The 22958-nt window shown below is 66.4% G+C and carries 21 protein-coding genes and 1 pseudogene; 9 read left to right on the top strand and 13 right to left on the bottom strand.

The features are described from left to right. Positions 1–166: 166 nt before the first annotated feature. The 4 genes from CXY80_RS06020 to CXY80_RS20430 form a co-directional block, all read right to left on the bottom strand. Positions 167–991, bottom strand: a complete 825-nt coding sequence (locus CXY80_RS06020; protein WP_146070687.1) for a hypothetical protein — start codon at positions 989–991, stop codon at positions 167–169. 321 nt (positions 992–1312) lie between these two features. Beyond that, positions 1313–2536: an acyl-CoA dehydrogenase family protein gene (locus tag CXY80_RS06025; RefSeq protein ID WP_104131953.1), complete on the bottom strand. Its 1224-nt coding sequence runs from the start codon at positions 2534–2536 to the stop codon at positions 1313–1315. 136 nt (positions 2537–2672) lie between these two features. Next, complete coding sequence (locus tag CXY80_RS06030; RefSeq protein WP_104131954.1) at positions 2673–3542, bottom strand: metal-dependent hydrolase; 870 nt, start codon at positions 3540–3542, stop codon at positions 2673–2675. Positions 3543–3695: 153 nt separating this feature from the next. Further along, positions 3696–3818: a hypothetical protein gene (locus CXY80_RS20430; protein ID WP_255408738.1), complete on the bottom strand. Its 123-nt coding sequence runs from the start codon at positions 3816–3818 to the stop codon at positions 3696–3698. A gap of 189 nt (positions 3819–4007) precedes the next feature. Between CXY80_RS20430 and CXY80_RS06035 the strand changes: the two genes are divergently transcribed. Beyond that, entirely contained in the window at positions 4008–4250 is a 243-nt protein-coding gene (locus tag CXY80_RS06035) for a hypothetical protein (RefSeq protein ID WP_104131955.1), read from the top strand. 38 nt (positions 4251–4288) lie between these two features. Here CXY80_RS06035 and CXY80_RS06040 read toward each other — a convergent pair whose 3' ends face one another. Genes CXY80_RS06040 through CXY80_RS06050 form a run of 3 tightly spaced genes read right to left on the bottom strand, consistent with a single transcriptional unit; the run spans position 4289 to position 7762 of the window. Beyond that, the gene (locus CXY80_RS06040) at positions 4289–5635 is read right to left on the bottom strand and encodes a threonine/serine exporter ThrE family protein (RefSeq protein WP_092452356.1); all 1347 of its coding nucleotides are present in this window, start codon (positions 5633–5635) and stop codon (positions 4289–4291) included. Then, positions 5632–6837 (bottom strand): acyl-CoA dehydrogenase family protein, encoded by a 1206-nt coding sequence (locus CXY80_RS06045; RefSeq protein WP_170851595.1) that lies wholly within the window; start codon positions 6835–6837, stop codon positions 5632–5634. The genes CXY80_RS06040 and CXY80_RS06045 overlap by 4 nt, the downstream gene beginning before the upstream one ends. A 37-nt stretch (positions 6838–6874) precedes the next feature. Next, positions 6875–7762 carry a DUF4349 domain-containing protein gene (locus CXY80_RS06050; protein ID WP_104131956.1) on the bottom strand — a complete coding sequence of 296 codons (888 nt, stop codon included), beginning with the start codon at positions 7760–7762 and terminating at the stop codon, positions 6875–6877. Positions 7763–7921: 159 nt separating this feature from the next. Here CXY80_RS06050 and CXY80_RS06055 point away from each other — a divergent pair, with 159 nt between their 5' ends. After that, entirely contained in the window at positions 7922–8143 is a 222-nt protein-coding gene (locus CXY80_RS06055) for a hypothetical protein (protein WP_092452350.1), read from the top strand. A 3-nt stretch (positions 8144–8146) separates the two neighbouring features. Then, entirely contained in the window at positions 8147–8986 is an 840-nt protein-coding gene (locus tag CXY80_RS06060) for an alpha/beta fold hydrolase (protein WP_104131957.1), read from the top strand. A 1-nt stretch (position 8987) separates the two neighbouring features. On the opposite strand, the gene CXY80_RS06065 is transcribed toward CXY80_RS06060, so the two are convergent. Both CXY80_RS06065 and CXY80_RS06070 read right to left on the bottom strand, forming a co-directional pair. Next, positions 8988–9956 carry an SDR family oxidoreductase gene (locus CXY80_RS06065; RefSeq protein WP_104131958.1) on the bottom strand — a complete coding sequence of 323 codons (969 nt, stop codon included), beginning with the start codon at positions 9954–9956 and terminating at the stop codon, positions 8988–8990. A gap of 159 nt (positions 9957–10115) precedes the next feature. Then, positions 10116–11066, bottom strand: coding sequence for a nucleoside hydrolase (locus CXY80_RS06070; protein ID WP_104131959.1), 951 nt, complete (start codon positions 11064–11066; stop codon positions 10116–10118). A 228-nt stretch (positions 11067–11294) separates the two neighbouring features. On the opposite strand from CXY80_RS06070, the gene CXY80_RS06075 reads away from it, so the two are divergent. From CXY80_RS06075 to CXY80_RS06090, 4 genes are all read left to right on the top strand, one after another. Beyond that, positions 11295–12413 (top strand): adenosine deaminase, encoded by a 1119-nt coding sequence (locus CXY80_RS06075; protein ID WP_092452338.1) that lies wholly within the window; start codon positions 11295–11297, stop codon positions 12411–12413. Positions 12414–12458: 45 nt separating this feature from the next. Beyond that, on the top strand, positions 12459–12896 hold the full coding sequence (locus CXY80_RS06080; RefSeq protein WP_104131960.1) for a PTS sugar transporter subunit IIA: 438 nt from the start codon (positions 12459–12461) through the stop codon (positions 12894–12896). After that, on the top strand, positions 12893–13168 hold the full coding sequence (locus CXY80_RS06085; protein WP_092452332.1) for a PTS sugar transporter subunit IIB: 276 nt from the start codon (positions 12893–12895) through the stop codon (positions 13166–13168). Before CXY80_RS06080 ends, CXY80_RS06085 begins: the two co-directional genes overlap by 4 nt. Positions 13169–13353: 185 nt before the next feature. Further along, positions 13354–14046, top strand: coding sequence for a DUF1345 domain-containing protein (locus tag CXY80_RS06090; protein ID WP_092452329.1), 693 nt, complete (start codon positions 13354–13356; stop codon positions 14044–14046). Positions 14047–14206: 160 nt separating this feature from the next. On the opposite strand, the gene CXY80_RS06095 is transcribed toward CXY80_RS06090, so the two are convergent. Beyond that, positions 14207–15919 carry a phospho-sugar mutase gene (locus CXY80_RS06095; protein WP_369828646.1) on the bottom strand — a complete coding sequence of 571 codons (1713 nt, stop codon included), beginning with the start codon at positions 15917–15919 and terminating at the stop codon, positions 14207–14209. Positions 15920–16248: 329 nt separating this feature from the next. Next, entirely contained in the window at positions 16249–17082 is an 834-nt protein-coding gene (locus CXY80_RS06100) for a purine-nucleoside phosphorylase (RefSeq protein WP_092452326.1), read from the bottom strand. Positions 17083–17264: 182 nt separating this feature from the next. Between CXY80_RS06100 and CXY80_RS06105 the strand changes: the two genes are divergently transcribed. Next, positions 17265–18701: an NAD(P)H-quinone dehydrogenase gene (locus tag CXY80_RS06105; protein ID WP_092452323.1), complete on the top strand. Its 1437-nt coding sequence runs from the start codon at positions 17265–17267 to the stop codon at positions 18699–18701. A gap of 284 nt (positions 18702–18985) precedes the next feature. Here the strand turns inward: CXY80_RS06105 and CXY80_RS06110 are convergent, their stop codons facing one another. Beyond that, on the bottom strand, positions 18986–20758 hold the full coding sequence (locus CXY80_RS06110; protein WP_104132018.1) for a biotin carboxylase N-terminal domain-containing protein: 1773 nt from the start codon (positions 20756–20758) through the stop codon (positions 18986–18988). 79 nt (positions 20759–20837) lie between these two features. Further along, positions 20838–21494 (bottom strand): nucleoside triphosphate pyrophosphatase, encoded by a 657-nt coding sequence (locus CXY80_RS06115; RefSeq protein WP_092452320.1) that lies wholly within the window; start codon positions 21492–21494, stop codon positions 20838–20840. Positions 21495–21662: 168 nt separating this feature from the next. Here CXY80_RS06115 and CXY80_RS06120 point away from each other — a divergent pair. Next, positions 21663–22931 (top strand): annotated as a pseudogene (locus CXY80_RS06120) (class I SAM-dependent RNA methyltransferase); the annotation flags it as partial. Positions 22932–22958: the final 27 nt, after the last annotated feature.

Genomic DNA, 22958 nt, shown 5'->3' on the forward strand with positions numbered 1-22958 from the left:
CTCAGTGCGAGTATTCGGCGGAAACAACTTGACCATAAAACGCTCCAATCACTAGAGCGTTGCTACGACCATATGACTTTGCCGGCGCGAAATGGCCTGAAACTCACGGCTCGGTGAGCGGCGAAACCGGAAACTCACGGCTCGGCGAGCGGATGGCCCGACCCACCTACCAGCGCGCGCCCCGTTCGACCAGGGCGGCCCGCACCCGGCGCAGAAGTTCCTGGCCACCAGTCTTCAGGTCGTCGTCGGTGATGCGCACCATGCGCCATTTCTGATCCTCGACCCGCTCGCGGCGGGTGATATCGACGCGGAATTGCCTCTGGTTACTGCGGTGTCCGTCGCCCTCGTATTCGACGCAGACTTTGAAGCGCGGCCACGCCAGATCGACCCGGGCTACGAAGACGCCACGTGCGTCGAGGATCTCGAAGTTGACGACTGGTTCTGGAATACCCGCATCCACCAAGAAGAGGCGAGTCCTGGTCTCCTGCGGAGAGTCGACCGCCGCCCGAGCAAGAGCGGCAGCCTTCCGCAGGGCACGACACCCGCGTCTCCCGATCAGGGCCGCAGCGACCGCGCGAAGCTCGTCGGGCGTGTGCCACGGATTGCGGCCGCTGCAGAGAAAATCCGCAGCGGCCACGAGCTCAATCCGGGGAAGCAGGGGGCCGAGGTCGATCCACGTCTGGATCAAACTGGTCACCGGGAATCCGTACACCCGCTGCATCGTGCCATCCACCCCCTCGTGCCCGATGATGCCCACAACCTGCGGTGCCCGCACCCCCGGTGGCACCGAGACATGCAGTCGGCGGTCGCCTTCAAGTCGGCTGGGCAACCAGAACCCATGAATCACGGCCGCCGTCGAGTGGCTGAAGACGTGGGTGGCGGGCATCCGCTTGGAATATGCTCTGGCGAGGTCGAAAGTCGACGCCGGATGCTCGCGCTCCGCCCGCAAACGACGAAACGACAGGGCTGCACGTTCAGGTGTGATGGGCATGCAGCGATCATGACGCCAATCACGATTGCACATATTAGTTTTGCACAGGCAAACCACGATCGGCCCGGCCGTGGCCCGGATCAGCCTGGCGAGCGGATGCGGCGGCCGGGTTTTTAGGTGTGGCCTGACAGGCCACGCGGGCGCGTTGCCGAGCCGTGAGTTTCGGTCATCGACCCGTGAGTCTCAGCCCGAAAATGGCAACACATCGTGTCCAAACTCACGGCTCGGTGCGCCCGGGGTCGCGAAACTCACGCCTCGGTGAGCGGATGCCTGGGGCGGCCTCGTGAGGCGGCCGCGGGCATCCGCCTGACGAACCAGCAGCTACTGGAACGCGGAGATACCGGTGATCGCGCGGCCGACGACGAGGGTGTTGACCTCGTAGCTGCCCTCGTAGGTGTGGAGGGCTTCGGCGTCGGCGAAGACGCGGGCTATGCCCCAGGAGGTGGAGATGCCGTTGCCGCCGAACACCGAACGACCCAGTGCCACGGATTCGCGCATGCGCGCGCTGGCGGAGGCCTTGGCCATCGCGGCGTGCTCCGGCCGCAGCGTTCCGGCCTGCTGCAGCTGGGCGATGCGCACCATCAGGCCGAGCGACATGGTCGCATTCTCGAGAATGCGCACCAGCTTCTCCTGCACGAGCTGGAACGACGCGATCGGCTGGCCGAACTGCCGGCGTTCAAGCGCGTAGCGCAGCGCATAGTCGTAGGCGGCGAATTGCAGGCCCACGGACTGCCAGCCGACCCAGACCCGCGAATTGGTGAGCAGCCGGTTGGTATCGCGAAAGCTCGTGGCACCGGGCAGCCGGTCGCGTTCGGCGACCACGACGTTCCGCAGGGTGATCGTGGCGTTCTGCACAATGCGCAGGGCTATCTTGTTTTCGATCTTCTCGGCAGTGAACCCGGCCAGGGTCGCGTCGACGATGAAGCCCTTGATCTGGTCGTCGGCGGTGTCGCGCGCCCAGACCAGCACATTGGCCGCGAAGGTTCCGCTGCCGATCCAGCGTTTGACGCCGTTCAGTGTCCAGGAGTCGCCGGTGCGGGTGGCGGTTGTCTCCATATTGCGTGAGACATCGGAGCCGTGGTCCGGTTCGGTGAGCGCGAACGCGCCGATCTTGCGCAGGGAAATGGCGTCGGCCAGGAACCGGTCGCGCTGGTCATCGGTGCCGAGCTGGGCGATCGCCGCTGCGAACAGGCCGCTGTGCACGCCGACAAAGGTCGAAATGGACGCATCGACGCGGGCAAGCTCGACGGTCATGAACCCGTGGAGTAAGAAATTGTCGCCGCGCGCACACAGGTCGACGAGGTTCAGGGTGGAAAGGGCGGGGATGATTTCGAACGGGAACGTCTCGTTGTTCCAGTGCTCGGCGACGACGGGTCGAATCTCGCGTTCGAACACCGCACGGGCTGTAGCTACCAGATTCTGCTCGTCCACGGTGAGGAAGTCCTGGTAGGAGAAGAAATCGGTGGTGGGGCCGGTGTAAAACTCGGGGCTGGGCGCATCCACTTCGGTATCGCCGATCTTCGGACTCTCAACGACGGTGCTCATGGCTGGTCCTCTCTGACCGGGTACCCCTGAATTCTGCGCCTGGGAGCGGAAATGCGCAATCTCTCGCAGATTAACCGTGCAATGTGCCTAATGGATATCCCGATTGTGTCCGCAAATTGCCCCGGATGCGCGAAAACTAGCGCGCGGCGGAGGTGTTCATGGTGAGCACGTCGGTGCCGTCCAGGTCGTGCAGGCCGAGCGTCACGGTCACAACGCCGAGTGTGCCGAGCGATGCGACATGGGTGCCGCCGCAGGGGATGCGCACGGTCGCGCCGGGCAGTTCGCACACCCAGTAGCGGCGGTCCGTCAACCGGTCGCCTCCCTGGTCGATGCGTACCGCGGCATCCGTCATGGTCCACGCGAGAAGGGTCGCGTTAATGGTCGCTTCGATCGCCGCGAGCGACTCGGCGAAGCCATCGACCGAGAAGCCCTTCTTGCGCAGCGATTTGCCGAGCCGGTAGGTGTCGACCGAAGCGTTCTGACCGATCAATGATTCGTCGATGGCGAGCCCGTCGAAGTCGGGGTGGCCGAGCGCGTCGGCGCGTACCTCTTTTTTCCACCGGTCGGCGAGAGCGTCGTTCAGGGCGAGGGAGGCCAAATGACACGCGGTGTGGCCGGCGCTCGTGGCGTCGCGCAGGCCCTCGTCAACCTCGACCGTGACGGTGTCGCCGGCTGAAAGCCCGGCCGCGTCGACGACGTGCACCACGACGAAGGCCCAGCCCGGGGTGCCCTTGGCCACCGGAATGTCCGCACCGATATACAGCTCGGACCCGTCGGTGGCTCCGACGATGCAGTCCTCGACCGGCCAGAACGCGGCGCCGTGGTGCAGCAAGGCCTGGTCGGGTCCCTGGTCGGGCCAGCCGGCATCGACCGGATGCACGCAGGTCGCATCGAGCAGTACGGCTGAGCGTCCATCCGCCAACCGCTCGGAGTGCAGCACGAACGCCCGCGCGTCGACGGCGCCGCTCGGGTAGAGCACGCGGGTGTCTTCGGTGGGCAGGGTCATGGCTGGTCCTTTCACAAGCGGATGTTGTCGGTCACGCCGACGAAAGAAAGGTGCCGCCACGATCGTGGCGGCACCCGTGCTTGCTAATACTGCGCCAGATGCAGCGCGTGGTACCAGGGGCGGAGAACCCACAGCACCGAGAAGATGCAGAATCTAGCTCTTGCGGGCCCGAGAAGCGGTCTCTTCAGACTTCGCCTTCTTGTCGGCCCTCTTTTCCTTGAGGGACTTGTCGGCAACCTTCTTGGTTGCGTCCTTTTTCGGTGATTTGTCAGCCATTGTGTACTCCTTCGCGCCGAGCCGTGGGGCTCCGTCTCCTCGAGAATACGCGGGTTTGCGGCATCCGTCATCTCCGCAGCCGACCGCGCTACCGCAAATCGCCAGACCTGGTCGGAGCCCTGTGCACGGCTGCCGGTCTGTCGTATGCTGTCGCTGCAACGAACCCGCTCTCCGTCGAAAGGTCATTTCATGAGCCACAGCGCCACCTACCGGGCAGTTCTGTTTGGACCCAACCCGATTGCAGCCGGAACCGAGGTCGAATTGGAATACATCGACGGTGAGTATCAGGACGTCCTGGTGCTCGAAGCGGTTGAGGACACCGAAACGATCACCCGCACTTATAAGCGCGGCCGTGAGACCGACGAGCCCATCCCGTATCGTTTCGTCGAGGAAGAGGCCGTCGACGCCGGCGAGGCGGACGTTCCCAACTGACGCAGGCATCCGTTTGACAGCGGATGCTGCAGCGCGCGCTAAATGCGCTTGGTTGCGTCGCGGCCGAGTCGCACCGGCAGGGCCATGAGTGGTCCGACGAAGCGGCGCTGCAGCCTGCGCGCCGGGCCCCAGACGATCTGCACGACATACTGCGACAGCAGCGCGCCGGCCGCGAGGGCCATCGCGATGCCGGCAGCGGTGAGCAATGCGAGCAGCCCGTTGATATCGCCCTCGGAGAGCTGGAGCAACCCTCGAAACAGGGTGAGGCCGGGCACGAGCGGCACGAGCGCCGTCACCATAATGACGAGCGGAGGGGTACGCACGATGCGCGCCGCGACCGCCGCCAGCAGGCCGACGCCGAGGGCGCTCGCCGCCGAGGCCCCGACCAGTCCGAATCCGCCGGCCAGCGCGGCCACGAACAGAAACTCGGCGAGAGCGCCGAGCACGCAGACCACCCAGACCGCCCGCCACGGTACCTGCACGGCCAGCGCAAACCCGATGACGATGACGATGGCGGCTACGAGCAGTACCGGCAGCACGCCGATAGTCACGATCGGATTCGAGTCGATCTCGAGCAGCAGCCCGAACCGGGCCAAAAACAGGGCGGATCCCGACACCCCGGTGACCAGGCCAGCCGTGATCAGGAGGGCCTCCACCAGTCGGGCGGTGCCGGTCAGGTAAAACCCCGAGAGCGTGTCATGCACGGCACCGAACGTTGTGACACCGGCGAGAAGCATGATGATGGTGGCGACGACGACGAGCGAGGGGTTGGCCGTGGGGTCGATCACCCGCACGACCGTGGCGACGAGGGGGCCGATCGCCCCGCCGACGACCGTCTGGTAGAACAGCGGAACCTGGCGGTGGTCGAGCACCGACGTGATCCAGTCGATGATCCAGGTGGCGATAAAGGCGGCGATGATCACCGTCGGCCCGCCGCCGATCAGAACGGCGGCGCCGGCACCGACCAGGCTCCAGCCGATGCGGCGCCACTGTTTGGGCACCTGCGGTTTTGAGCTGACGATGGTCGCGAGGATCTTGCGGGCCTCGGCGACCTCGATCGGCTTCTCGATAATGTCCGCGATCAGCTCCGAGGTGGCGGTGAGCTTGGAATAGTCCAGCGTGCGGTACTTCACGTTGCGGCTGCGGATGATCGACTCGTGCGTCGACGGGTCTTCCTGGGTTAGCGTGATGGTCGTGTGGGTGATATTCGCGTCGGTGCCCTTGAGCCCGTAGGCCCTGGTGAGCGCGATCATCGCGGCGGTGGCGTCTTCGGCGCCAGCGCCGGCGGTGAAGATGACTTCGGCGAGGCGCATGGTGAGGTCGAGCACGGCCCGGGTGTAACCGGAGTGGTCGAGCGTGATGGCGGTGGTCTTGCTGAAACTCATGAGGCAGGCAAATCGAGGGGTCCGAGAACGGATGCTGCGGCGGTCGCGTGCGCGGAGTCCGCGTCGGAGGGGTGGAAGTAACCCGCGAGCACGTCGCGGTAGAGCCGGGCCAGTTCGGAGGACGCGGCGTAGGCGGAGCCGCCGGCAACCTGCACGGCGGTGTCGACGACGAACTTGGCGTTCTGGGTGGCCCGGTATTTGAGCCCGGACAGCTGCGCGAACCAGGCCGGTCCGACCGCGAATAATCGCTCGTCGACCGCCCGGGCGAGGGCGTCGATCTGCGGATAGATGCCGTCCATCGCAATGACGAGGTCCCCGATCCGCCACCGCGCGACCGGATCCTGCGCGTGCGTGCGCCCTTCGTTTGTCAGCGAGGTGCGACGGTTAGCGCCCAGGGCGGCGAGTTCGAGCGCGCGCTGGCCGATTCCGGTGTACACGGCGCTGAGCAGAATTTCAAAGTTGGCGAAGATGCCGGCGATGAGCGGGTCGCCGTTCGGGCCGATCGGCAGGCGGCGCACGACCCGGTCCGGGCGGGCGAGAGCGCCATCGAGCACGGTGCTCTGGCTCTGGCTGGCGCGCATGCCGAGGGTGTCCCAGTCATCTTTCGAGCGGATGCCGGCATCCGCTCGATCGAGAAACGCCCAGACGATCGCGGGGTCAGCTGGGGCGGAGGAATCCAGGCCGAGGGTTCCGAGCCGGGTCCAGGCGGGGGAGAGCGAGGTGAACACCTTGGTGCCGGTGAACCGGTAGCCGCCATCTTGCTGGGGGAGGGCATCCGTGTGCGAGCCGAACAGCACCAGGTCGTTGCCGGGTTCGCTCACGCCAAAGGCGAAGATTTCGCCTCGCATGGCCTCTTCGAGCACGAAGTCGAGCGAGTGGTCGCCCTGCGCGTTCAGGCTGGCGGCGACACCGGTCCAAACCAGGTGCATGTTCACGGCGAGGGCGGTGGCCGGGGCGTGCGCGGCGAGCCGGGTCTGCTCGCGCACAGTCTGTTGCAGGGTGCGGCCGAGTCCGCCGAACTGCACCGGCACGAGGGCGCGCAGGTAGCCGGCAGCGACGAGCACCTCGAGATCTTCGGTGAAGAAGGCGTTGGCCCGGTCATACCCGGCTGCCCGTGAGCGGATGCCGGCCAGCAGCTGATCAGACAGCACCGGCTCGGTCGAGGGAACAAAAACGGGCGCTGCCGGAGAGGTTTCGGGCAGGGTTAAAGCAGGGAGAAACTCGGTCACAGGGACAAGCCTATGCAGCCTTACGCCGTCGCGCCAACACCCGCACGATCACGAGCGCGATTGCCCCGAAAATCGCCAGTACGACCAGCCAGGGCAGAGCAACTCCGAGGCCGATCAGCAGGCCGCCGGCGGCGGCGACGAGGGCGGTCCAACCGGCGATAATGCCGGTCCAGAAATTGTCAGGGCCGCCGGCGGCCACGGTGTCTTCCGAAACCAATTCGAGCTGCACGGTCGAGTAATCGATCTGATCGGCGAGAAAGTCGCGCTGGGACTGCAGGCTTTCGAGCTCACCCTGCCGACTCGACAATGCGTCTTCGATGCTGATCAGGTCGGTCGTGCTCGTCGCCGAGGCCATCAGTGCCAACAACCGGTCAACCGAGGTGGTCAGAGCCGTGATGCGGGCGTCGAGGTCCTGGCTCTGCTGTGTCACGTCCTGGGCGTTGAGCGAGACGAAGTTGAGCCGGCCGAGTTTCTTGAGCTCGGCCAGGGTACGGTCGAGTTCGTCGGACGGAATACGCAGGGTGAGGGTGGCGCTCGCTGGCTGGACGTCGGTGCCCGGGTTTTCGCTGCGGCTGTCGACGCGTCCGCCGGCCTGTTCGGTGATCGTGACGGCGGATTCGCTCGCCGCGACCGGATCAGTGGCTGTGATCGACATGGACCCGGTGGTGATGACGTCCCGGTTGGACGTGTTCACGTCGCCCGTGGTGCCGGTGACGACGCTGCCGTAGGGGGCTTTGTCGACCGAAAAGTCCTGTTCCGGCGCGACCGCGCCGACGTCGCCTTCCGACGAGCCTGTGCTCCCAGAAGAGTCCGTGCTCACCGAACCACTATTCGCCGTGCATCCCGCCAACAACACGGCGGTCAGAAGGACCGCGATCACTCCCCAGGTTCGTCTCATGACTCACCGTACCGAGCGGGGTGGGGGCGCTGTCTGGGGGCAGTCTGGGAGTCGGATCACAATTGGGACTCGGCGCCTACCCCCGAAGTAAGGTCAGGGAGACGGCGAGCAGCCCGACTGCACGTTCAACCCAACTGCACACACGATCAGGAGGACAACATGGGATTCGTAGACGATGCCAAGGATGCACTCGATGCCACCGGCAAAAAGATCGGCCGGGCGGTTGATGACGCCAAGGACCGCGTCGAAGACCGGGTCGACGAGGCCAAGGCTGACGTCAAGGTGAAGAAGGCCGAGGGCGAGGTCAAGCACGCCGAGGCCGAGCGCAACGCCACCGAGACCAAGAACGACTTCAAGGCCACCCTGCGCGACGATAATTAGCACATGATCTGGTGGGCGGAGCGGATGCGCCCAGCGCGTCGGTCCCGCCCACCGCTGTTGCACGTGGCAACGGATGCGGGTACCGGCCCGGTCGTCATTCTCGTGCACGGCATCGCGTCGTCCTCGATCACCTTCTACGAGGTGATCCCGCGGCTCACCCCGAATCATCGGGTGATCGCGGTGGACATTCTGGGCTTCGGGCAGTCGCCGGCACCGGACGGCTGCGAGTACCGGCTGGAGGATCATGTCGGGGCCCTGGCCGCGACCATCCGCTCATTGAAACTGCGCGAGCCGTTCGTGCTGGTCGGCCACTCCCTCGGCAGCCTGATCAGCACCCGCTACGCCGCGATGCAGCGGCAGGGCCCGGGGGCGAGCGTTTGGCGGAGGCTGACAGGCAGCGGCACGGTGTCGCGCGTGGTGCTGGTCGGGCCGCCGGTCTATGTGTCACCGAGCGATATCGGCGACCCACGAGTCAAAGCGCGAGTCAGCGCCTACCTGCGGGCCTACGATTTTCTGCGCGCCAATAAGGATTTCACACTCGCCAACGCGTCCATCATCACGCGGCTGCTCCCCAAGGGCATCTTTGAACTGACCGAGAAAACATGGACGCCGTTCATCAAGTCGATGGAGCACTGCATCGAATCGCAGACCGTGGTGAGCGATATCGCGAGCCTCGAGGTGCCGGTCGACGTGATCTACGGTGCGCTCGACGCGTTCATCGCGCAGGGCAGCATGACCATCATTGAGCGGATGCGCCACGTCACCATGCACCGGGTCGAGGCCAACGACCACATCATCCGCCGGCGCCTGGCCCGGGTGCTGGTGAACGTGATCGACAGCTGAGCTAGACGGCCGGGTAGGTCACCCCGGTGAGTTCCTCCGAGACCGACCAGAGGCGGCGGGCATCCGCTTCATCGAGGGAACGTTTGGGCAGCCTGGCGGGAGCAGGTGCGCCGGTGAGTTCACCGAACCCGCCAGGGCCGTAGTAACCGCCGCCGGCCGCCGCGGGATTCGTCGCCGCGTACAGGGCGGGAAGAATGCCTTGGTCGACCTGCTGCCACATCCAGCCGATGCGGTGTGAGGCTTCGTTGGCGGCGAGGAAGATGCGGGCCGAGGCCCCGTTGTGGGTGGGGCCGGAGATCTGCAGGTTCGTGACTGTTGCGCCCGGGTGCGCGGCGACGCTGCGCACGCCCCAGCTCCCGACGACGCTGCGCCGGTTGAGCTCGCGCGCGAACATGAGCGTGGCCAGTTTGGAGAGTCCGTAGGCGCGGTGCGCGCGGTAACGCAGACCCTGCAGGTCGGTGAAGTCGAGGTGGCCGCCGCGGGCGATGAGGCTCGACAGACTCACGACCCTGCTGGTGCCGGCCGCCCGCAGCAGCGGAAGCAGATGCGCGGTGAGCGCGAAGTGTCCGAGGTGGTTGGTGCCGAACTGCAGCTCGAAGCCGTCTTCGGTTTCGTCGCGCACCGGCGGCATCATGAGGCCAGCGTTGTTGAGCAGAATGTCGATCGGGCGGCCCTCGTTCCTGAGCTCCTCACCGAATCCGGCGATACTCGAGAGCGACGCCAGATCGAGATGACGGATGCTGACGCTCGCCTCCGGGGACTGTTCGCTCAGGAGTTTGACGGCCGCGGCGCCCTTCTCCTCGTTGCGCACGGCGAGAATGACCTCGGCGCCGGCCCGGGCGAGGCGGCCGGTCAGGCCGAAGCCGAGGCCGCTGTTAGCGCCCGTGACGACGGCCAGCTGGCCGTGCAGGTCGGGAACCTGGATGTCGGGAATGGGTTTGCTCGTGCTGGCCGGCGCGGTCTTGGTCATGGTGCTCCCGAGTAGTGGTGGTAATTCAGCCAACCCGTTTGTGCGGGGGAAGTCACGCGTCGGTCGCGAGCCCGGGCAGATTCACGGGCGGCCGCCCTCGCAGCATTCCGGGGCAGGTGCATCTCGGGAAGCGACGAGGGGGCATCCGTTCCCGGCCGCTTAACTTTGGGGCGGGTCGCCGATGCGCTCGAGGGCGTCGACGATGAGGGCCCAGAACTTCTCGTGGTCGAGGTCGACGGCCACCTGGGTGGCGCAGTCGGCCGGGGCCGGCGCACGAAAGTCGGCCACGGTCATGCCGAGCGTGAGGGTGCCCGCCAGTTCCACGTCGAGCGGAGCCTTGCGCACGGTGATGACACTCGGGTCGATCACGTAGGCGACCGCGCACGGGTCGTGCACCGGCGGGTAGTCGAAACCCTGGGTATCCTTGTAGGTTTCCGCGAAGAAGGCGAGCAGCTCGCCGACGAACCGGGCCGGCGCTGTGCCGACGGCGGCGATGCGGGTGACGATGTCGGGGGTGGCGAGGGCCTGGTGGGTGAGGTCCAGCCCGATCATGGTCAGCGGCCACGTCTCGTTGAACACGATGTGGGCGGCTTCGGGATCGATGACGATGTTGAACTCGGCTGTGGCCGACCAGTTGCCCACGTGGTAGCCGCCGCCCATAAGCACGACCTGCTTGACCCGCTCGACGATGCGCGGCTCTTTGCGGGCGGCGAGGGCGATATTGGTCAGGGCGCCGGTCGGCACGAGGGTGATTTCCCCGGGCTCGTGCGCCATGATCGTGTCGATGATGAGGTCGACGGCGTGCCGAGCGTCGAGCTCGAGGGTCGGTTCGGGCAGCACCGGGCCGTCGAGGCCTGACTCGCCGTGGATGGACGGGGCCGTTTCAATCTGCCGAACCAGCGGGCGCGGGCATCCGGCGGCAAATGGCACTCCGGTAATGCCGGCCACCCGGGCCACGGACAGGGCGTTGCGAGTGACCTTGTCGAGGGTCTGGTTGCCCATCACCGTGGTCACGGCGACGAGGTCGATGTTCGGATTGCCGTGCGCGAGGAGCAACGCGATCGCATCGTCGTGGCCGGGATCGCAGTCGAGGATGATTTTGGTGGGCACAACTCAGGGTACGTGGTCTTCCCCTTTCCGGGCCCGGGCCCGGAAACCGGGACCATGGTAGATCATGGGCCCAGTTGCCGAAGGTGGGCCCGGCGCGCGCGGGCAGCGGCAGCGACGCGAGGCGGCGCATCCGCTCGTGCATTTCTCATGGTCCGCCCAGAGCCGCTCCGATAAGCTGGGCGCGCGGCTGTAGTTCACACCCGCCCCCGTACCGAGGAGCTTGTTCGTATGACTTTGATCGAGGAATTCCTCATGCCCGGCGGCGGCACGAGCATCAACACCCTGCCCAAGGTTTCGCTGCACGACCACCTCGACGGCGGTCTGCGTCCGCAGTCCATCATCGAGCTGGCCGACTCCATCGGATTCGTGCTTCCCACAACGGATGCCGACGCGCTCGGCGAATGGTTCTCCGACCAGTCCAATGCCGGCTCGCTCGTGGAATACCTGAAGACCTTCGACGTCACGACCGCCGTCATGCAGACCCGCGAGGGCCTGACCCGGGTCGCCCGCGAATTCGTCGAAGACCTCGCCGATGACGGCGTCATCTACGGAGAGATCCGCTGGGCTCCCGAGCAGCACCTGGCTCGCGGCCTCACCCTGAACGAGGTCGTCGAGGCTGTGCAGGACGGCATCGAAGCCGGCATTGAGAACGTCGAGCAGTCGGGCCGCAGCATCCGCATCGGCCAGCTCATCACCGCCATGCGCCACGCGAACCGCGGCCTCGAGATCGCCGAACTCGCCGTGCGCTACCGCTTCGACGGCGTCGTCGGCTTCGACATCGCCGGCGCCGAGGCCGGCTTCCCGGCCGGCAACCACCGCGCGGCCTTCGACCTGCTAGCCCGCGAATTCATGCCGGTCACCGTGCATGCCGGCGAGGCCGACGGGCTTGACAGCATCCGCGGCGCCCTCTTCGACGGCCGCGCCCTGCGCCTTGGCCACGGCGTGCGCCTCGCCGAAGACGTCACGATCGAACGCCAGGACGACGACAACACCTTCGTCACCCTCGGACCGGTGGCCCAATGGGTGCGCGACCGCGAGATCACCCTCGAGCTGAGCCCGTCCTCGAACTTGCAGACCGGAGCGGTCGCCGCCTGGGGCGAAGAACTTTTCGACCACCCCTTCGACCTGCTGTACCAGCTCGGCTTCAAGGTCACCGTCAACACCGACAACCGCCTGATGAGTGACACCACCCTCTCCCAGGAACTCGCCCTGCTCTCGGATGCCTTCGGCTACGACCTCGGCGACCTCGAGACCTTCCAGCTCAACGCTGCCCACGCGGCGTTCCTGCCGCTGGAAGACCGCGAAGAACTCGTCGAAGCCATCGAAGCGGGCTTCGGCGACGCCTAGCCCCGCCAGCCAACCAAGGACGACCCCGCATAACCGAAAGACACCATGCCACTCCCGCACCTCCCGCTTGACGCCATCACCATCGGCGCGCACGCTGACGACTGGACCGCGGCCATCACGGCCGCCGGCGACGCGCTCGTACGTTCCGGCGCCGCGACATCCGCTTATACCGAACGCATGATCGCGGTGATCCACGAATTCGGCGCCTACATCGTGATCGCGCCCGGCTTGGCACTCGCGCACGCGCGGCCGGGAGCAGATGTTCTCACCGACGGACTCTGCGTCGTCACTCTGGCTGAGCCGGTCGCCTTCGGGCACCCGCACAACGACCCGGTCAGCGTGATCGTCGGCCTGGCCGTGGCCGGCGGCGACGACCACCTCCAGTTCGTCGCCGAACTCGCCAACGTGTTCAATGACCCGGCGGTGATTCCGGCGCTGGCCGGCGCGACCACCGCGGAATTCGTGCAGAGCGTCTTCTCGTGAAGATCGTCGTGATGTGCGGCGTCGGCCTCGGCACCTCGGCCATTCTGAAGGTCAACGCCGAGCGCGCGCTCGAACGGCTTGAGATCGAGGCACGCGTACAGGCAACGGATGTCGCTGGCGTGCGTTCCGCCGCGGCCGACGCCCAGGTTATCCTGACCTCCTCGGAGCTTGTCGACGCGATCGGCAAAACCAACGCCGATGTGATCGTCATCAACAACTACTTCGACGTCGACGAACTCGTCGCCAAGCTCGACATCGCGCTGGGCTCCTAGCCCCGCCGCGTTCCGGGCCGCGTTTCTTTCCGGGCCCGGGCCCGGAAAGTGGGCCCATGATAGATCATGGGCCTAGGACCGTAAGGTGGGCCCGCCGGCGAACACACCGAGCGGCACGTCGACCGCCTGGACGGCGACGCCTCGAGCAGTGGCCCGAGCGCCCGCGACGGGCCTATGCTCAGCGCATGGGCGACAGCGTGAAGCAGGGTGCACGGGCCGAACACCGCTGGCCGGCCGTACTGGGGTTGCTGGTAGCTCTCACGCTGTATGCCACCTTGCCGAGTACGTTCCTGCCCGGGCTGCGTTACACGGTCGTCGCGATCGGGCTCGCCATGCTGATCCCGCTCCTCGCCCTCAACCCCCACCGGCTGCATCGCGAAACCCGCTGGTCGAAATACCTCGCCACCGGCCAGGCGGTCTTGCTGGTCGCGGCCAACGAAGTCGCCCTCGTGCAGCTCGTGATCCAGCTCACGTCGGGCGGTAAGGATGACGGGCCGACACTGCTGCTCGCTGCCCTGCAGGTGTGGGTCACCAACGTCATCGCCTTCGCGCTGGTCTACTGGGAACTCGACCGCGGCGGCCCGGTCTCGAGGCGTCATGCCGACCGGGCCGACTTTCCGCCAGCTGATTTTCGCTTTCCCCAGGACGAAGACCACGACGCCATCGAGGAGGTCGCCGCCAGGTCGTCGCAGCGTACCGGTTGGGTCGCTTCGTTCTTCGACTATGTCTACTTCTCGCTGTCGAACTCCATGGCGTTCAGCCCGACCGACACGATGCCGCTCTCGCTCCGGGCTAAAGCGCTCATGGGGATTGAGTCGTTCGGCGGCTTCGTGCTGCTGGCCCTCGTCATCGCCCGGGCGGTCTCCCTGCTCGGCTAGCTTCCGCAGCATCCGTTCGCCGAGCCGTGAGTCTTGAGCGATTTCTCGCGCAAAATGGCCTCAAAGTCACGGCTCGGTGATTGAAACTCACGGCTCAGCGAAGCGGATGGCCGACTCGACCCGCCCAGATCCCGCCATCGACGCGAGCGGATGCCCGCACCTACTCGATCAGCGCGCGCATTCCGCGGTCGAGCTCGTCGAGGGCGGCCTGCGCCGCGGCACGGCGCTCGACCAGGGTGCCGACCGTGCTTCGGGTGTCGATATACACCTTGAGCTTGGGTTCGGTACCGCTCGGGCGCACCATGACGCGCGATCCGTCGGTCAAACGGATGCGCAACACGTCACTCGGCGGCAGGTCACCCAGCCCCCACCGAAAGTCGTCGATCTCGTCGACGCGAATGCGCCCGACATGGGTCGGCGGGGATTCCCGTAGGCGCGTCATGACCAAGGCGATCGTGGAGACTTCGGAGACCCGCATCGAGATCTGCCCCGAGGCATAGTGTCCGAACTTCTCACTGAACCGGTCAAGGTAGCCGGCGAGGGTTGTCCCTTCCGACTTGAGGTCGCTGACCAGCGAGAGCAGGGCGACCGCTGCCGAGATGCCGTCCTTGTCGCGCACGCTGTCCGGGTTGACCAGGTAGCCGAGCGCCTCTTCGAAACCGTAGACCAGGCCCGGCACCCGCGACACCCATTTGAACCCGGTGAGGGTTTCGACGAAACGCAGGCCGTAGGCATCCGCTACCGCGTGCAGAGCCGGCGATGACACGATTGAGCAGGCGAGCGCGCCCGGGTTTGAGGCGTCAGCAGTAGCCAGGGCCGCGGCGCGCCAGCCCAGAATCGCTCCGACCTCGTTGCCGCTGAGCCGGCGATAACCGCTCGCGCTTGAGAGGTCGGGAATGGCGACGGCAAGCCGGTCGGCGTCGGGATCGTTGGCAATAATGAGCTCGGCGCTCACCTCACGCGCAGTCTCGTAGGCGAGGTCCATCGCGCCGGGCTCTTCAGGGTTCGGAAAGGCGACGGTGGGAAAGGCTGCGTCGGGCGCGATCTGCGCGTCAACCAGGGTCGGCAGGTCAAAACCGGATTTTTCGAGCACGCGACGGGTGGTGTCCCAGCCGACGCCGTGCATGGCGGTGTACACCGAGTTCACCTGCGCCCGCGGTGTGTGGGCGATGCTGGCCGTTTCGGCGATGTAGGCCTGGACAACGGTTTCTTCGGCGGTCTCGTAGCTGGCGCGCGGCAGGTGCGGCACGTGCTCGTCGGCGGCGACGCGCAGAATCTCGTCCGAGATGGCCTTGTCGTCGGGGGAGACGATCTGCGCGCCATTGTTCACGCCGCCCAGGTACACCTTGTAACCGTTGTCGTTCGGCGGGTTGTGCGAGGCCGTTACCATCACGCCGCAGCTTGCGTCGAGATGCCGCACGGCGAAGGCGAGCACGGGCGTGGGCAGCAGACGCGGCAAGAGGATGGCGCGCACCCCCGCGCCCGCCATCAGCGCCGCCGTGTCGGTCGCGAAGACGTGTGAGTTCTTGCGTCCGTCGTAGCCGATGACGACTGACGGGGTCACCCCGGGCGCAGCGTGTCGCAGCAGGTAAGTGGCCAGGCCAGCGGCGGCCTGCGAGACGAGCACGCGGTTCATGCGGTTCGGTCCGGCGGAAATCTCACCGCGCAGCCCGGCCGTGCCGAAGGCGAGCCGGGTATCGAACCGGGAATGCAGATTGGACAGCGCTGCGGTGTCGCCGTCTCCGACGGCATTGATAAGAGCGCGCAACTGTGCCTGCGTCTCCGGATCTGGGTCCTGGTTGAGCCAGGCCCGCGCGGCCTGTAACACCGTCGCGGTGCGGTCGGTCAGGGTCTCCGGGGTTTCGTGGGCCACCGGCGCGGTCGCTAGGTCGTCGATCTCAGCGCCATCGTCGGTCGTGATGGTCTGAATGGCAACCGTCGCTTCCACGGTGTCATCGTCGTTGTCCGGCACAATGGTCTGAATTGCGACGGTCGGTTCTGAGCCGGCATCGTCGCTGTCCTGCACGATCGGGAGGGCGCGGGTGGGAGTCTCGGTCTCGTCGGCCGGGTCGGCGTCGGTGACGTGCGGGGAAGCCGGCGTGCCTGGCGGGGTGACTTCGACAGTCGCATCCGCTGGCGGGCCGGAGTGACGACCGCCACTACGTTCGACCGGCTGCTCGACGTTGTCGCGATCCGGGCCGCTCACAGCGCTGCCACGATCCGCGCGAGGAGCGCACTGATCACAGGTTCGGCCAGAGCACCGGCCTCGATAACCTCGCCATGGCTGAGCGGGGTCGACTGAATGCCGGCGGCGAGGTTGGTAATGAGCGAAAGACCCAGCACCTCCATGCCGGCCTGCCGAGCGGCGATGGCCTCAAGCGCGGTCGACATTCCCACGATGTGGCCGCCGATCGCCTTGGCCATCTGTACCTCGGCGGGCGTCTCGTAGTGCGGCCCGCGAAACTGGCAATACACGCCCTCGTCGATGGAAGGGTCGATGCCGCGCGCGACATTGCGCAGCCGCTTCGAGTACAAATCGGTCAGGTCAACGAAGTTTGCGCCCTCGATCGGCGAATCGAAGGTCAGGTTGATGTGGTCGCTGATCAACACCGGAGTTCCAGGCTTCCACGATTCACGGATGCCTCCGGCCCCGTTGGTCAGGATCATCGTCGTCGCTCCGGTGGCCGCTGCCGTGCGCACACTGTGCACGACCCGGCGCACGCCGTGACCCTCGTAGTAGTGCGTGCGGGCGCCGATCACGAGCGCGCGCTTGCCGCCGGGCAGCAGAATCGAGCGCAGGGTGCCAGCGTGGCCGGCCAGCGCGGGGGCGCTGAACCCGGTGATGTCGGCGGCGGCCACGGTGTGCGTGGTCTCGCCGATGAGGTCGGCCGCCTTGGCCCAGCCGCTGCCGAGCGTCAGGGCGATGTCGTGCCGGGGCACTCCCGTGATGCCGGCGATCTCCGCTGCGGCCGACCGAGCTGCCTCAAACGGGTCAGTTTCGGGCAGGTCTAACGGGTTGATCTCGTTCGTAAACATTTCACTACTCTAGAACCCCCGCCAACCAGGCGGAGATTTTGCGCGAATTCTGCTCATCGGCGCGCCGAACCGGCAGTCTGGCGACAATACGGCTCGAATTGGGCCGATTTGGCGGACGATCCACGCGCCGCGAACATACCCACGGTTTGGCGGGGGGTGCGCAGGCCACGAGAATGGAGTACATGGCCTATGAGTTCGAACGCAAGCAACGCATCGCAGTATTAGGTGGAGGGCCCGGCGGATACGAAGCGGCCATCGCCGGAGCACAGCAGGGTGCCGATGTCACCCTCATCGAAAGCGTCGGTGTCGGCGGCTCCGCCGTGATAACGGATGTTGTCCCCTCCAAATCCCTCATCGCCACCGCCGAGGCGTCCAACTCCATCGGAGAAGCTACCGACCTCGGTGTGCAGTTCTTCGTACGCGGCGACACCGGCAAGCCCACGCGCCCCGAAGTCGCCATCAACCTGGCCGCAGTGAACAAGCGCCTCCTCGCGCTGGCGCGCCAGCAGTCCGAAGATATGAAGGCCACGCTCATTCGCGCCGGTGTGCGCTACGTGCAGGGCCACGGACGGCTCGACGGCACCACCGGTATCATCGTCGCCACCTCCGGCGACTCGACCGCGACCGACTTCGACCGCATCGACGCCGACACCCTCGTCGTCTCCGTGGGGGCCAGCCCGCGCGTGCTGTCCTCCGCACTTCCCGACGGCGAGCACATTCTCACCTGGACCCAGCTCTACAACCTCAAGGCGATCCCCGAACACCTCATCGTGGTCGGCTCCGGCGTTACCGGCGCCGAGTTCGCCTCCGCCTACCGTGCCCTCGGCGCGAAGGTCACCCTCATCTCTAGCCGCGACCAGGTACTGCCCGGGGAAGACGCCGACGCCGCCAATGTGATTGAGAACGTGTTCAAGCGCAACGGTATGACCGTGCTCTCCAAGTCGCGCGCCGGTTCGGTCAAGCGCACCAAGACCGGTGTCGTCGCTACCCTCGAAGACGGACGCACGGTCGAAGGCAGCCACTGCCTCATCGCCGTCGGGTCGATTCCGAACACCGCGAATATCGGCCTCGAGCAGGCCGGCGTGCAGATCACCGAGTCCGGGCACATTCAGACCAACCGGGTCGCCCGCACCTCCATTCCGAACATCTACGCGGCCGGGGACTGCACGACCGAGCTCCCGCTGGCATCCGTTGCCTCGATGATGGGCCGCACCGCGGTGTTCCACGCCATGGGCGACACCGTCAACCCGATTGAGATTCGCAACGTCGCCGCGAACATCTTCACGCAGCCTGAAATCGCGACGGTCGGCTACACCCAGAAGCAGATCGAAGACGGACTCGCCCAGGGCGATATCTACAAGTTGCCGCTTGCCGTGAACCCGAGGGCCAAAATGATGGGAATCAAGGACGGTTTCGTCAAGATCTTCGCCCGCACCGGCAGCGGAACCGTCATCGGTGGCGTTATCGTCGCCCCCAAGGCGAGCGAGCTCATCTTCCCGCTGGCTCTCGCGGTCGAGCACCGGCTCACGGTCGACGAGGTCGCTCGCACGTTCCCGGTCTACCCCTCGCTCACCGGTTCCATAACGGATGCCGCGCGCGCCATGCACGTCGTCCGGTAGCCCCTAAATCCCCGCGCAGTTCTCGGGGCAGCCCGCGTTCTCGACGCCCTGCCCCTGCTTTTGTGGACGGGGTTGGGGTTCCGAGGTAGGCCGCGAAAACCGGGTCATCCGCTCCTCGCTCAGACATCGCGGGTGCGTGGGAAGGGTCCGAATGCTTTTCTCGGATCCCTTCCTGAAAACCGGCATTGGTTGAGCTGAGGAGCGGTTGTCTTGTCCCCAACCCCGCCGGCAAAATCATGCGCAAGTCTGGTGTGCTGCCAGCCAATCGACGAGTGTCGAGCGGGCTACGTGGCGTCGGAGACGGTCAGCAGAACCGAACCGGAGGAGACCGTCGTGCCGACGACGGCGGCCAGGTTGCCCACGGTGCCGTCGCGGTGGGCGACGAGCGGCTGCTCCATTTTCATGGCCTCGAGCACGAGCAGCAGGTCGCCCTTGACGACAATGTCGCCCTCGGCGACCAGTAGCTTGACTATGGTCGCCTGCATCGGTGCCTTGATGGCGTCTCCGGTGGCGGTATCGACCGAGTGCAGACCGCCGCGACGCTTGGGGGCCGGGCCCACCGAGCGTGCGCTCGCGCCGCCGGGCAGCAGACGCGTCGGCAGGGTCACCTCGATGCGGCGTCCGTCCACCTCGACGACGATGCTGTGGCGTTTCTGCGGTCCGACGGCGTCTTCCATGCTGCCGGTCCACGGTTCGATGTCGTTGTCGAACTCGGTCTCGATCCAGCGGGTGAAGACGCTGAACGGCTGGCCGTCGGTCGGAGCGAAGGCCGGGTCGCGCACGACCTTGCGGTGAAAGGGCAGCACGGTCGGCAGGCCGGCAACCTCGAACTCGTCGAGGGCGCGGCGCGAACGCTCCAGGGCTTCCTCGCGAGTCGCGCCGGTGACGATGAGCTTGGCAATCAGGGAATCGAAGGAGCCGCTGATCACATCGCCGGACTGCACGCCGGTGTCGACGCGCACGCCGGGGCCGCCGGACGGCTTGAACACGTGGACCGGACCGGGCGCGGGCAGAAAACCGCGGCCGGCATCCTCTCCGTTAATGCGGAATTCAAACGAGTGAGCGGATGCGACGGGGTCGCCATAGGTAAGCTCGCCGCCCTCAGCGAGGCGGAACTGTTCGCGCACGAGGTCGATGCCGGTGACCTCTTCGGAGACGGTGTGTTCGACCTGCAGACGGGTATTGACCTCGAGGAACGAGACGGTGCCGTCCTGGCCGATGAGAAACTCGCAGGTGCCAGCGCCGAGGTAGCCGACCTCTTTGAGGATGGCCTTGGACGCTCGATACATCTCGGTCGTCTGTGCTTCGGTGAGGAAGGGCGCCGGCGCCTCTTCGACGAGCTTCTGATGCCGGCGCTGCAGCGAGCAGTCGCGGGTCGACACGACGACGACGTTGCCGTACTGGTCGGCCAGGCACTGCGTTTCGACGTGGCGGGGGGAGTCGAGGTACTTCTCGACGAAGCATTCGCCTCGACCGAAAGCCGTGATGGCCTCGCGGGTGGCGGAGTCGAACATCTCGGCGACCTCCTCGCGGGTGCGGGCGACCTTGAGGCCGCGGCCGCCGCCACCGAAGGCGGCCTTGATCGCGACGGGCAGACCGTGCACGTCGACGAAGGCGAGTACCTCGGCGGCGTCGGTGCAGGGGTTCAGGGTGCCGGGCGCCATCGGCGCGTTGACCTTTTCGGCGATCTTGCGGGCGGAAACCTTGTCGCCGAGCTGCTCGATCGCCTCGGGCGACGGCCCGATCCAGATCAGTCCGGCGCCGATCACGGCGCGGGCGAAGTCAGCGTTCTCGGCCAGAAAGCCGTAGCCGGGGTGCACGGCGTCAGCGCCGCTCCGGCGGGCGATCGACAGGATCTTGTCGATGACCAGGTAAGTTTCAGCGCCGCTGGTGCCGTCGAGACCGTACGCCTCGTCGGCGAGACGGGCGTGCAGGGAATCGCGATCCTGGTCGGCGTAGACGGCAACAGAGAGAATTCCACTGTCCTTCGCGGCACGGATGACCCGAACGGCGATCTCGCCTCGGTTGGCGATGAGGACCTTCGTTATGAGTGACACAATCACTTAGCCTATTGGGCCGCACCGCATCCATTTTGGTTCTCTCCCACAAAAAGACCGGCCAGATTCTTGCGGATGCCTACAATGACAGCGCTCCGGGGCGATTCCACAGCGTCGGCCACTCGTGCCCGAGGCCGCGCACCAGCCGTCGAAGCGTCGGCAGCGACAGTCCCACCACGGTGGACGGGTCGCCGACAATGCTCGTAATAAAGGGAGCGCCGAGGCTGTCGATCGTGAACGCTCCCGCGACATAGAGCGGTTCGCCGGTCGCGATATAGGCGTCAAGCTCGGCATCGTCGAGGTCGTCGGCGAAGGTCACTTCGGCCACCGCAACCGCACCGACCGCGTCGCTCGGCACTCCGGCTGTCAGCTCGATCAGCCAATGCCCCGAGTACAGCGTTCCGGTGCGCCCGCGCTGGCGCTCCCAGCGTTCCCGCGCCGCTTCGGCGGTATGCGGCTTGCCGTAGATGACCTCGTCCAGCACGAACACCGAATCGCCGCCCAGCAGTAGCCCGTTCAACGGCTCCGCGAGCAGAACGGATGCCGCCGCCTCAGCTTTCGCCCGCGCCAGCAGCAGCACGAGATCCCGCGGCGCGAGCGCGGCTCCGGCGGCAGCCTCGGTCTCGGCGACGACTCGTGCTTCGTCGACGTCAGGGTTGATCAGCACCGGTTCGATGCCGGCCGCCCGGAGCAGGGCCAGCCGGGCCGGAGATGTGGAGGCCAGATAGAGGCGCATGCTTGTCCTTCGCAGTTTCGGTGACTCCATTCAATCAGGCTCGATCGAGCACGAGAGGAAGGGGGGGGGTGTGGGATCATCAGGGAATGAGCAATTCGAGTCACCAGCCCCAGGCCGCCGCCAGCCTCCNCGAGTCACCAGCCCCAGGCCGCCGCCAGCCTCCCCTCCGAAACGGTCGGCAGCGAGCTCGAGCTTGACATCACCAACATCGCGCACGGCGGAATCTTCATCGCCCGCCACGAGGGTCGCGTCATTTTCGTCAGCGACACCGTGCCCGGTGAACGGGTGCGCGCGCGCCTTACCGAGGCCAACCACAAGAGCTTCTGGCGGGCTGAAACGATCGCCGTGCTCGACGCCGCACCGGAACGTCAGCCGCACATCTGGAGCGCAGCATCCGTTGATCGCGCTCCCGAAGACCGCGCGGGCGGTGCCGAATTCGGGCACATTGAGCTCGGATTTCAGCGCGAACTCAAACGCCAGGTGCTCGCCGACGCGCTCCAGCGCATGGCCGGGATCGACAGCGACGTGGTCGTCGAACCGGTCGCGGTCAGCGCCAAGGCCAGCCCCGGCGACGCGATGGACGGCACCGGATGGCGCACCCGGGTGAGCCTGCACGTGGCCGCCGACGGCACCATCGGCCCGTACGCTGCCCGCAGCCACCGCGTGATCCCGGTCGACGATCTGCCGCTCGCCGAACACGAACTCGAGCTGCGCGCCCCGCTCGACACCCTGTTTCACAACGCCGCGAAGGTTGACCTGGTCGCACCGAGCAAGGGCGATGTGCAGGTGCTCGTCTCGGCCAAGGATTCCAACGGCAAGCCCAAGCGGGTGCCGCACGGTCTGATTCACGAGGTTGTCGACGGCCGCGAGTTTGAACTCGACCGGTCCGGATTCTGGCAGGTGCACTCCATGGCCGCCGACACGCTTTACCACGCGGTGCAGAACATCATCGACCCCGATCAGTTCGACCCGCGCGCCTCCAACCTCGACCTCTACGGCGGTGTCGGCCTGCTCGCCGCGGCCGTCGGCGACAAGTTCGGCGCGTCGACCCGCATCACCTCGGTCGAAAGCGACCCGGAAGCGGTCGCCTTCGCCGCCCGCAACCTCAAGGAATGGGCGGGCGCCACCGCCGAGGCCGACCGCGTCGACCGCTATCTGCAGCGTCTGCTACGCGAGGCGGATGCCGCGGAGCGCGCCCGCCTCGCCGCCGCCACCGTCGTGCTCGACCCGCCGCGCTCCGGCGCCGGCACCGCCGTCGTCGATCAGCTGGTGGCCCTGGCACCCCGGCAAATCGTCTACGTGGCCTGCGACCCGGTGGCCCTGGCCCGCGACGTTGCGCTGTTCCAGAAGCAGGGATACCAGCTGCGCACACTCCGAGCCTTCGACCTGTTCCCCAATACCCATCACGTCGAGGCCGTCGCACTGCTCAGCAAATAGCTATCCTTAAGACGAGCCAACGAGAAG

The organism is Cryobacterium sp. M91 (assembly GCF_002929615.1).
GTDB lineage: Bacteria > Actinomycetota > Actinomycetes > Actinomycetales > Microbacteriaceae > Cryobacterium > Cryobacterium levicorallinum.